Below are 10,371 nucleotides of genomic sequence, written 5' to 3' on the forward strand. Positions count from 1 at the left end.
AGCCTGCCCGCTCAGTGCGGGCTCGACAGCTTCATCAGGACGAGGCCGGACACGATCAGGGCCGCCGCGGTGAGCCGCATCGCGCTCGCCTGCTCCCCCAGCACCGCGATGCCGACGAGGAAGGCGCCGACGGCGCCGATGCCCGTCCAGATGGTGTAGGCGGTGCCGAGCGGCAGGGTGCGCATGGCGAGCGCCAGAAGTCCGACGCTGCCCGCCATCGCCACCGCCATGATCGTGGACGGCCAGGGCCGGGTGAAGCCGTCCGACAGCTTCATCGCATAGGCCCACACGATTTCGAGCACGCCCGCGGCGACAAGATAGATCCAGGCCATGGCAGCCCTCCTGAAAGGGCCGGGCCGTCCCGGACTTCTGCCCCGCGCGTGCGGGGGGAGGACGTGGCCTCGCGAGCGGGGAGGTAGGTTGCGGGGGTGGGCCGGTCAACCGTCCCGCGCGCCGAGCAGGGCGGGCACTTCCTCGGACGGAGCCGACTGCCTGGACGAAGCCGACCCCCTCGATTAAGCCTTTCGGCGAGAGCCCGACGCTCGAGGATCCGGTCGATCCTGTCCCGCCCGGACCCGTGACGCGTCGCCTGTCCATCCGCGGGACAAGGCCGAGAACATCAGGATCCCATGAAGGCAGTCATCCTCGCGGGCGGTCTCGGCACGCGCCTCTCCGAGGAGACGGTAACGCGCCCCAAGCCCATGCTGGAGATCGGCGGGCGGCCGATCCTCTGGCACATCATGCAGATCTTCGCCGCCCACGGGGTGCGCGAGTTCGTGATCTGCCTCGGCTACAAGGGCTACGTCATCAAGGAGTTCTTCCTGAACTACCGGCTGCACCTGTCCGACGTGACCGTCGACATCGGGCGCGGCCACGTCGATTTCCACCGCAGCACCGCCGAGGACTGGCGCGTCTCGCTGATCGAGACCGGCGAGACCACGATGACGGGCGGGCGCCTGAAGCGGGTGCGCGAGTACCTCGGCGACGAGGACTTCTTCATGACCTACGGCGACGGTGTGGCCGATGTCGACCTCACGGCGCTGGCCGCCTTCCACCGGGCGCACGGCAAGCTCGCGACGCTCACGGCGGTGACGCCGCCGGGCCGCTTCGGGGCGCTGGAACTCGAGGACGGCACGGTCCGGCGCTTCCGCGAGAAGCCCGCCGGGGACGGGGCGACCATCAACGGCGGGTTCTTCGTGCTCTCGCCGCGGGTGCTGGACCGGATCGCGGGCGACGCCACGGTCTGGGAGGCCGAGCCCCTGGAGGGGCTGGCCGCCGACGGACAGCTCGCGGCCTACGTCCATGCGGGCTTCTGGCAGGCCATGGACACGTTGCGCGACAAGAACCACCTCGAAGCCCTGTGGGCGGGGGACGCGCCGCCCTGGAAATGCTGGTAGTCTGACGCGCCAGCGAAAGATCGTTTCCGGAGATCGTTTCACAGCGTGCAGCCCTCGCCCTTCCCCCTGCCGCGTACGCGCGACCCGAATCCCGATCCCGCCTTCTGGGCCGGGCGGCGGGTGCTCGTCACCGGCCATACCGGCTTCAAGGGCGGCTGGCTCTGCCTGTGGCTGGAGCGCCTGGGCGCGCGGGTGAGCGGGCTGGCGCTGGCCCCCAACACCGCGCCGAGCCTGTTCGCGACCGCCGGCATCGGCGAGCGCCTCGACTCGCACCTCGCCGACATCCGCGACGCGGCGGCCGTGCGCACGTGTCTGACCGCCACGGCGCCCGAGATCGTCATCCACATGGCGGCCCAGGCCCTGGTGCGCGCGTCCTACGGCGATCCGCTGGGGACCTATGCCACCAACGTGATGGGCACCGCCCACGTGCTGGAGGCGGTGCGGGCGACGCCCTCCGTCCGGGCCGTCGTGGTGGTGACGAGCGACAAGGCCTACGCGAACCGCGAATGGCCCTGGGGCTACCGCGAGACCGAAGCGCTCGGCGGCCATGACCCCTACAGCAGTTCCAAGGGCTGTGCCGAACTGGTGGCGGCGGCCTACCGGACCTCGTTCCTCGACCAGCGGGGGTGCCAGGTGGCCACTGCCCGGGCGGGCAACGTCATCGGCGGCGGCGACTGGTCGGAGGACCGGCTCGTGCCCGACATCGTCCGCGCCTTCGTGCGGGGCGAATCGGTGGAGATCCGCGCCCCCCACGCCACCCGGCCCTGGCAGCACGTGCTCGAACCCCTGAGCGGCTACCTCCGCCTCGCCGAATGCCTGTCGGGGGAGGGGGGCGCGCGCTACGCCGAGGCCTGGAACTTCGGCCCGGCCGACGAGGATTGCCGGCCGGTGGCCCACCTCGTCGACGAACTCGCCCAGGCCTGGGGGGCGGACGCCCTGTGGCACCTCTCGCAGGCGATCCACCCGCACGAGGCGACCTTCCTCAAGGTCGACTCGGCCAAGGCTCGCACCCATCTCGGCTGGGACCGGCGCCTGCGCCTCGACGCGGCCCTGGCCTGGACCGCGGCCTGGCACCGGGCGCAGGCCGGCGGGGCCTGCGCCCGCGACCTGACCCTGGCGCAGATCGGCGCCTACGAGGCCCTCGGAGCGTGACCGGCGTGAGCGCACATCGTCCCTGCCGCGTCTGCGGTGCGCATCTCGGCCGGAGCCTGGTCGATCTCGGGCTGTCGCCGCTCGCCAACGCCTACGTGCCGGCGGAGCGCGCCAGCCGGGGCGAGACCTTCCACCCGCTCCACGCCTTCGTCTGCGATGCCTGCTACCTCGTGCAGCTCGAAGCCTTCGAGACGCCCGAGGCGATCTTCTCGGACTATGCCTATTTCTCGGGCTTCTCCGCGGGCTGGCTCGCCCATGCGGAGGCCTATGTCGCGGCCATGCAGGCGCGCTTCGGCCTTGGGCCCGAGAGCAAGGTCGTGGAGGTGGCGAGCAACGACGGCTACCTGCTGCAATACGTCGTCGCGCGGGGCATCCCGGCCCTCGGGGTGGAGCCCGCCGCCAACGTCGCTGTGGCGGCCCGCGCGCGGGGCGTGCCGACCGAGGTCGCGTTCTTCGGGGCCGAGACCGCCAGGCGCCTTCACGCCGCGGGCCACGCCGCCGACCTGATGGCGGCCAACAACGTGCTCGCCCACGTTCCCGACCTCCACGATTTCGTGGAAGGCTTTGCCATCCTCTTGAAGTCCGAGGGTGTCGCGACCTTCGAGTTCCCGCATCTCCTGCGCATGATCGAGCAGCGCCAGTTCGATACGATCTACCACGAGCACTTCTCATACCTCTCCCTCGGGGTGGTGATCGGTGTCCTGCGCCAACACGGCCTGCGGGTGTTCGACGTCGAGGAATGGCCGACCCATGGCGGCTCGCTGCGCGTCTTCGCCTGCCGCGAGGGCGCCGCCCACGCCCCGACCGAGGCCCTCGAGCGCCTGGTGCTGACCGAGTGGGCGGCCCGCCTGTTCGAGCCCACCGGCTATGCGGGCTTCGGGCGGGCGGTGGCGGACATCAAGTGCGCGGCGCTGCGCTTCCTCATCGCGGAGCGGGAGGCGGGCCGGACGGTCTGCGCCTACGGGGCGGCCGCCAAGGGCAACACCTTCCTCAACTATTGCGGCATCGGCCCCGAACTGGTGCGGGCGGTGGCCGACCGCTCGCCCCACAAGCAGGGCATGCTGCTTCCCGGCAGCCGCATCCCGGTGGTGGCGCCGGAGGCCCTGCTCGCGCTGCGGCCGGACTGCGTTCTGATCCTGCCCTGGAACCTGCGCGACGAGATCGCGGGCGAGATGGCGGCGATCCGCGCCTGGGGCGGGCGCTTCGTCACGGCGATCCCGCACCTGGCCGAGTTCTGAGCCGATGCGCTTCGAGGCCCTGCCGCTCGCCGGCGCGTACCGCATCGTCCCCGAACCCCATGCCGACGCGCGCGGCTTCTTCGCCCGCACCGTCTGCGTCGAGGACTTCGCCGCGCGCGGACTGATCGGCGCCTTCGCCCAGTCCAGCATCTCCCACAACGCCCGGCGCGGCACCGTGCGGGGCCTGCACTTCGCGGCCGAGCCTCATGCGGAGACCAAGCTCGTGCGCTGCACGGCCGGCGCGATCCACGACGTGATCGTCGACCTGCGGCCGGATTCCGCCACCTACCTCCAGGCCTACGGGACCGAACTCAACGCCGCCAACCGCCACGCCCTCTACATCCCGGCCGGCTTCGCCCACGGCTTCCAGGCCCTCAGCGACGGCGCGGAAGTGCTCTACATGATCGACCGTCCCTATGTGGCCGGCAGCGCCCGGGGCCTGCGCTGGAACGACCCGAGCCTCGCCGTCGCCTGGCCGGAGCCCGTCACGGTGATCGCCGCGCGCGACCTCGCCTATCCCGACTGGGTGCGGTGAGCGGTCGCGTCCTCGTCACGGGTGCGGCCGGCTTCGTCGGCCGCCACGCCGTACCGGCCCTGCGGGCACGCGGCTTCGAGGTCCATGGCGTCGGGCGGGGCGCGTCGCCCGAGGCGGACTGGCACGCGGCCGACCTGCTGGTGCCCGAGGCGCGCCACGCTCTCGTCGCGAAAATCCGCCCGAGCCACCTCCTCCACCTCGCCTGGTATGCGGAGCCGGGCCGCTACTGGACCTCGGCGCGCAACCTCGACTGGGTCGCGGCCAGCCTCGACCTCGCCCAGGCCTTCGCGGCGGCGGGCGGGCGGCGCTTCGTCGGCGCCGGCACCTGTGCCGAGTACGAATGGGACGCGGCTCGCTTCGACGAGGCGACGACGCCCTGCCGGCCCGCGACGCTCTACGGCGCCGCCAAGGACGGGACCCGGCGCATCCTGGAGGCCTACGCCGCCACGAACGGACTCGGCTTCGCCTGGGGCCGCCTCTTCTATCTCTACGGACCCGGCGAGCGGCGCGGGCGCCTCGTCCCGGACGCGATCCGGGCCCTATCGACCCGCACACCATTTCCGACGACGGCAGGGCACCAACGCCGCGACTTCCTGCACGTCGCCGATGCCGCCGAGGCTCTAGCCGCCCTCGTGGCGAGCGACGTGACCGGTCCCGTGAATATCGGCTCGGGCGAGGCGATCCCGGTGCGCACCCTCCTCGAGCAACTCGCCGCCCGGATCGGGGGCGCCGAGCACCTGGATTTCGGAGCCCGGCCGCTGAACCCGGCGGAGCCGGCCGTGATCGAGTCCGGGACACATATTCTCATGGGCGCGGTCGGATTTCGGCCGCGCTTCGATCTGGTGCGCGGCCTCGACGATGCGGTCGCGTGGTGGCGTGCCCAGGGGGACACGCCGGGCTGAGGCCGTCAGGCATTCAGCAGGGCAGCAGGCCCTTCAGCTGCGAAAGGATGTCCTCCCCGGTGCAGGGCCGCGCGATGAACCGGGCGCCCGCCGGCATCCGCTCGGGATCGGGGGCGGCGCGGCCCGAGACGATGACGATGGGCAGTTTGGGCCGGGCTTCCGAGACCGCCGTGGCGAGTTCGAAGCCGTTGGTCTTGCCGGACAATTCGACGTCGGTGATGAGCCCACAGATGTCGGGGCGGGCCTGGATGATGCCCAGCGCACGCTCGGCGGAGGCGCATTGCACGGTCTCGTAGCCGCCATTCTCGAGGACGTCGCCGAGATCCATGATCGTCAGGGCCTCGTCCTCGACCAGGAGGATCACCGGCCGATCGTCGTTCACGTTCGTCGCCTCATCCACCACGATGCACCCTCCAACCTGTTTGCCGGCAGGCACAGCCCCGGAAGACCTGACCGACGCGTCCGGAGCGCTCGGGCTCGCGTGACGCGGTCACGGGCGCAAGGCTGATGCCACGTATCCCAACGAGCGAGGGGAGCGCAGGTTGCAAGGCGCGCCGCGCGAGTCGGCGCCCTCAGGGCGCGGTCTCGGCTACCACCGCGCGCATCGCGTCGAGGAGGTGCGCGAGGTCGTCCGCCCCGATGGTGAGGGCCGGCGTCAGGTAGACGATGTCGCCGAAGGGCCGCACCCAGGTGCCCCGCGCGAGGAAGCGGCGCTTCAGGTCGGCGAGGTCGGGCGGCGCACGGAACTGCACCGCTCCGATCGCCCCCAGGACCCGGATGTCGGCCACGTGCGGCAGGTCCCGCAAGGGTTCGAGGCCGTCGGCGAGGGCCGCCGCGATGGTGGCGGCCTGACCGAGACGCGGCTCGCCCTCGAACAGGTCGAGGCTGGCATTGGCCGCCGCGCAAGCGAGCGGGTTCGCCATGAAGGTCGGCCCGTGCATGAGGGCGGCGGCGGGATCGTCGGACAGGAAGCTCTCGAAGACGGCCCCCGTGGCGATGGTGGCGGCCAGCGCCATCGTGCCCCCGGTGAGCGCCTTCGACAGGCACAGGATGTCCGGCACGATGCCGGCCTGCTCGCAGGCGAACAGGGTGCCGGTGCGCCCGAACCCCGTGAAGATCTCGTCGGCGATCAGTGGCAGCCCGTGGCGTTGCGCGAGCCGCGCGATGGTGGCCAGCACCTCGGGCGGGTGCATGCGCATGCCGCCCGCCCCCTGCACCAGGGGCTCCACGATCACCGCCGCCAACGTCTCGCGCTCGGCGCCCATGCGGGCATCGAGTGTGGCGACCTGCGCCGCCGTCCCGGGCAGATCGCAAAAAACCTGGGCCGGCAGGTAGGCGCCGAAGCGCCGGTGCATGCCCTCGTCGGGGTCGCAGACCGACATCGCCCCCAAGGTGTCGCCGTGATAGCCCTCGCGGAACGCCAGGATGCGGGTGCGGCCGGAAACCCCCCGGTTGATCCACATCTGTACCGCCATCTTCAGGGCGACCTCCACGGCGACCGAGCCGGAATCCGTGAAGAAGACGTGGTCGAGGTCGCCCGGCAGCAGGGCCGCGAGGCGCGCGGCCAGGCGCTCCGCCGGGGCGTGGGTGAGCCCCCCGAACATCACGTGCGGCATCGCCTCCAGCTGCGCGGCCACGGCGGCGCGGATGTGGGGATGGTTGTAGCCGTGGGCCGCCGTCCACCAGGAGGCGATGCCGTCGATCAGTTCGCGCCCGTCGGCGAGCACGATGCGCGACCCGTGGGTGCGCACGGCCTCCAGCGGCGGGGCCGCCGACTTCATCTGCGTGTAGGGCCGCCAGAGGTGATGTCTTCGGGAGCGGTCGGTGGAGTTGGTCATGGCCGGGCAGGGATGTGAGCGCGACGCCGCCGGGTCAAGGCCGCGTCGCGCGCGGCGGATCGGCGGATCCGCCGGTGCCGACCATCCCGCTGGCGGCCTGTATTTTAGAACATGTCGAGAGTGATGCCTTTTGCTATGTCTTTGCTGTGATTGGAGCGCTTCTAATCTTTGCATCGCAGGTTGTGAATGTGGGTGCGGCGCACTAAGGCGAAGCTTCCGTTACCCCCGAGACCCGACATGTCGTGCGCCGCCCCAACACCCCGCCATCCATCCCGGCGCCGCCGGCTGGCCGGGGGCGCGCTCTGGCTTCTTTCCGCCGGCGCGGCCTCGGCGCAGGACGCGCCCTCCGCCGTCACCCTCGAGGAGCTCAGCGTCGCGGGCCTCGGCAACGGGCTCGCCACCATCGGCTACCAGCCCCGGCGCTCCACCTTCGGGGCGGGCGCCGACACGGCGATCCTCGACACGCCGGCCAACATCGCCGTGGTGCCGGCGCAGGTGCTGCGCGACCAGCGGGTGATCTCGCTGGACGAGGCTCTGCGCAACGTCAGCGGCATCGCCCAGACCAACAGCGTCGGCGGCACGCAGGAGGCGGTGGTGCGCCGCGGCTTCGGCACGTTTCGCGATGATTCAATCCTGCGGGACGGGCGCCGCACCGTGCTGCAGCAGAACTTCAGCTACGCCATCGAGCGCGTCGAGGTGCTGAAAGGTCCGGCCTCGCTCCTCTACGGCATCACCGATCCGGGCGGGCTGATCAACCTCGTCTCGAAGCGGCCCGAATTCACCCCCCACGGCTCGCTCAACCTGACGAGCACGAGCTTCGGCGGCGGCCTCGTGCAGGGTGACCTCACCGGCCCCGTGGAGGGCACCAACCTCGCCTACCGGATGGTGGCCGACATCCAGAGCTACGATTACTGGCGCAACTTCGGCCATCTCAGTCGGCAGGTCGTGGCGCCCTCGCTCACCTGGAAGGGCGACGACACCACCGTGACGGTGGGCTACGAATTCGGGCATTACCGCGTGCCCTACGATCGCGGCACGATCTTCGATCCCACCACCGGGCGTCCCTTGCGGGTGCCGCGCGAGCGCCGCTTCGACGAGCGCTCGAGCCAGCACGAGGCCACCAGCCATCTCGCCACCCTCGACGTCGACCACCGCTTCGACGACGACTGGCGGCTGCATTTCGGCTACACCTACTCCCATCTCGGCTACGACGAGGACCAGATCCGGCCGGTCAGCTTCAACGCGGCCACCGGCCTCCTCACCCGCCGGGCCGACGGCACCCGCAACGCCGACTTCAACGCCCACGTCGCCCGCCTCGACCTGACCGGCCGCTTCGACACCTTCGGCCTGCGCAACGATCTTCTGGCCGGCGTGACCTACGAGAACATCGATTACGGCCGGCCCGACATCATCCGGGGGCCGAACCGGGCGGGCTTCAACCCGTTCCGGCCCGTCTACGGCACCCTTGCCACGGTGCCGGTGATCTCAGCCCCCGACAGCAACCTGCGCGAGCGGCTCTCCAACACCAGCCTCTACCTGCAGGACTCGCTGCACCTCAGCGACCAGTGGATCCTGGTGGCCGGGCTCAGCACCCAGATCTTCGACCAGTTCGGCGCCAAGGGGACGCCGGCGGTGGCCTATACCGACATCGACGGAGTGCGGGTCCTGCCGCGCGTCGGTCTGGTCTACAAGCTAGCCCCCAACCTGTCGCTCTACGGCAGCTATTCGCAATCCTTCAAACCCAACACGTCGCTGGCCAACATCGTGGGTGCCCTGCCGCCGGAGGAGGGCGAGGCCTTCGAGGTCGGCGTGAAGGCGGACGTCGCCGCCGGGCTGACCGTAACAGGCGCGATGTTCGACATCGAGAAGGCGAACGTGCTGGTGACGCAGGTCGTCAACGGCCTCACCGTGGCGAGCACCGCCGGCAAGGTGCGCTCGCGCGGGTTCGAGATCGACGTCGCCGGCCAGATCCTGCCCGATTGGGCGGTGATCGCGAGCTACGGCTTCACCCAGGCCGAGGTCGTCCAGGACCCGGTGCTGACGGGCAAGCAACTCCTGAACACCCCGCGCGTCACCGCCTCGGCCTTCCTCACGCACCAGTTCGGCGCGATCGCGGAGGCGGCGGAGTTCGGCGCGACGCGGCTCGGTGCGGGGTTCCTGGAGGCGGGCTTCGGCGCGCGCTACGTCGGCGCCCGGCCCGGGGACGCCGCCAACAGCTTCAAGCTGCCCGACTACGTCGTGTGCGACGCGTTCCTGGCCTACAACACCCAGGTGAACGGCTTGGCCACCACGCTCCAGCTCAACCTCAAGAACCTGTTCGACCGCACCTATTATCCCTCCTCGGGGGGCAGCAACCTGCTGGTGGCGGTCGGCGAGCCGTTCCAGGCCCTCGTGACCGCGCGGGTGGCGTGGTGAGGACCTTGCGCGCGGTCCTGTTCCAGCTGCACTGGCTGCTGGGGCTCGGCGCCGGGCTGGTCCTGGCCGTGGCGGGCGTCACCGGCGCGCTCCTGAGCTACGAGGATGCGATCGGCGAGGCCTTCGACGCCGACCTGATCCGGGTCGCGCCCCATTCGGAAGACCGGCTCGCGCCGGATGCGCTGCTGGCCCGCTTCCATGCCCAGCGGCCCGACACCGTGGCGAGCCTCACGCTCGCGGCCGAGCCCGGCACCGCCGCGCTGGTGCGCCTCGGTCGCGATCCCGCCACCAACCAGCGCCCGCCCTCCCTCTACCTCGACCCCCATGACGGCACCGTGCGAGGCGCGGCGCGGACGGAAGAGGTCTTCGCCACGATCCGGCGCCTGCACCGCTGGCTGCTCCTGCCCGGCGACGGCAAGGGCTGGGGCCGGACCCTGACGGGGGCGAGCGCGATCGCGCTCCTCGTGCTTCTCTGCACGGGCCTTTATCTGCGCTGGCCGAAAGTGATGTCCCTGCGCATCTGGCTGAAGCCGCACCTGCGGCAATGGGGACGGCCGACCTACTGGTCGCTGCATGCGGTGGCCGGAACCTGGGTCCTGCCGGTCTACGGCGTCATCGCCCTGAGCGGCCTGTGGTGGTCCTACGACGGCTACCGCGAAGCCGTCACCGCCCTCCTCACGCAGGGCGAGGGCATCACCCGGATGGCGGAGGCCAAGCCCCCGGCTTCGGAGGCCAAGCCCCCGGCTTCGGAGGCGGGGGTGTCGGGCGGCAGGTAGACGAGCCGCACGCCATGGGGCAGGCGCAGTCCTGGTTCGGTGTGCCAGCCCGCTCCGTCGAGCGGCAGGATGATCGTGCGCTGCGGGCCTGCGCCGGCCTCGCGGGTGAACAGGGCAT

10 protein-coding genes are annotated in these 10,371 nt (G+C 71.3%); 7 read left to right on the forward strand and 3 right to left on the reverse strand.

Features of this window, described 5'->3' with window-relative positions; genetic code table 11:
• Positions 1-11: 11 nt before the first annotated feature.
• Positions 12-332 (reverse strand): DMT family transporter, encoded by a 321-nt coding sequence (locus MKK58_RS15500; protein ID WP_243912887.1) that lies wholly within the window; start codon positions 330-332, stop codon positions 12-14.
• A gap of 297 nt (positions 333-629) precedes the next feature.
• On the opposite strand from MKK58_RS15500, the gene rfbF reads away from it, so the two are divergent.
• Genes rfbF through MKK58_RS15525 form a run of 5 tightly spaced genes read left to right on the forward strand, consistent with a single transcriptional unit; the run spans position 630 to position 5,224 of the window.
• The gene (gene rfbF, locus MKK58_RS15505) at positions 630-1,397 is read left to right on the forward strand and encodes a glucose-1-phosphate cytidylyltransferase (protein ID WP_243912888.1); all 768 of its coding nucleotides are present in this window, start codon (positions 630-632) and stop codon (positions 1,395-1,397) included.
• Positions 1,398-1,442: 45 nt separating this feature from the next.
• On the forward strand, positions 1,443-2,549 hold the full coding sequence (rfbG, locus tag MKK58_RS15510; RefSeq protein WP_243912889.1) for a CDP-glucose 4,6-dehydratase: 1,107 nt from the start codon (positions 1,443-1,445) through the stop codon (positions 2,547-2,549).
• 5 nt (positions 2,550-2,554) lie between these two features.
• Positions 2,555-3,787 carry a class I SAM-dependent methyltransferase gene (locus MKK58_RS15515; protein ID WP_243912890.1) on the forward strand — a complete coding sequence of 411 codons (1,233 nt, stop codon included), beginning with the start codon at positions 2,555-2,557 and terminating at the stop codon, positions 3,785-3,787.
• Positions 3,788-3,791: 4 nt separating this feature from the next.
• Positions 3,792-4,322, forward strand: coding sequence for a dTDP-4-dehydrorhamnose 3,5-epimerase family protein (locus MKK58_RS15520; protein WP_243912891.1), 531 nt, complete (start codon positions 3,792-3,794; stop codon positions 4,320-4,322).
• Positions 4,319-5,224, forward strand: coding sequence for an NAD(P)-dependent oxidoreductase (locus MKK58_RS15525; protein WP_313899289.1), 906 nt, complete (start codon positions 4,319-4,321; stop codon positions 5,222-5,224). Before MKK58_RS15520 ends, MKK58_RS15525 begins: the two co-directional genes overlap by 4 nt.
• Before the next feature lie 13 nt (positions 5,225-5,237).
• Here the strand turns inward: MKK58_RS15525 and MKK58_RS15530 are convergent, their stop codons facing one another.
• Together MKK58_RS15530 and MKK58_RS15535 are read right to left on the reverse strand one after the other, a co-directional pair.
• Positions 5,238-5,606 (reverse strand): response regulator, encoded by a 369-nt coding sequence (locus MKK58_RS15530; protein ID WP_283205869.1) that lies wholly within the window; start codon positions 5,604-5,606, stop codon positions 5,238-5,240.
• A 190-nt stretch (positions 5,607-5,796) separates the two neighbouring features.
• Positions 5,797-7,062 carry an adenosylmethionine--8-amino-7-oxononanoate transaminase gene (locus MKK58_RS15535; protein WP_243912892.1) on the reverse strand — a complete coding sequence of 422 codons (1,266 nt, stop codon included), beginning with the start codon at positions 7,060-7,062 and terminating at the stop codon, positions 5,797-5,799.
• 237 nt (positions 7,063-7,299) lie between these two features.
• On the opposite strand from MKK58_RS15535, the gene MKK58_RS15540 reads away from it, so the two are divergent.
• The gene (locus MKK58_RS15540; RefSeq protein WP_243912893.1) at positions 7,300-9,477 is read left to right on the forward strand and encodes a TonB-dependent siderophore receptor; all 2,178 of its coding nucleotides are present in this window, start codon (positions 7,300-7,302) and stop codon (positions 9,475-9,477) included.
• Complete coding sequence (locus tag MKK58_RS15545) at positions 9,474-10,253, forward strand: PepSY-associated TM helix domain-containing protein (RefSeq protein WP_243912894.1); 780 nt, start codon at positions 9,474-9,476, stop codon at positions 10,251-10,253. The genes MKK58_RS15540 and MKK58_RS15545 overlap by 4 nt, the downstream gene beginning before the upstream one ends.
• The last annotated feature ends 118 nt before the right edge of the window (positions 10,254-10,371 follow it).

The sequence above is a fragment of the Methylobacterium sp. J-078 genome (assembly GCF_022829285.1).
GTDB lineage: Bacteria > Pseudomonadota > Alphaproteobacteria > Rhizobiales > Beijerinckiaceae > Methylobacterium.

Excerpts from the sequence above, each read along its gene's own strand:
- MKK58_RS15520 (WP_243912891.1), top strand. The coding sequence starts at position 3,792 with ATGCGCTTCGAGGCCCTGCCGCTCGCCGGCGCGTACCGCATCGTCCCC.
- rfbF (WP_243912888.1), top strand. The coding sequence starts at position 630 with ATGAAGGCAGTCATCCTCGCGGGCGGTCTCGGCACGCGCCTCTCCGAG.
- MKK58_RS15500 (WP_243912887.1), bottom strand. The coding sequence starts at position 332 with ATGGCCTGGATCTATCTTGTCGCCGCGGGCGTGCTCGAAATCGTGTGG.
- MKK58_RS15540 (WP_243912893.1), top strand. The coding sequence starts at position 7,300 with ATGTCGTGCGCCGCCCCAACACCCCGCCATCCATCCCGGCGCCGCCGG.
- MKK58_RS15535 (WP_243912892.1), bottom strand. The coding sequence starts at position 7,062 with ATGACCAACTCCACCGACCGCTCCCGAAGACATCACCTCTGGCGGCCC.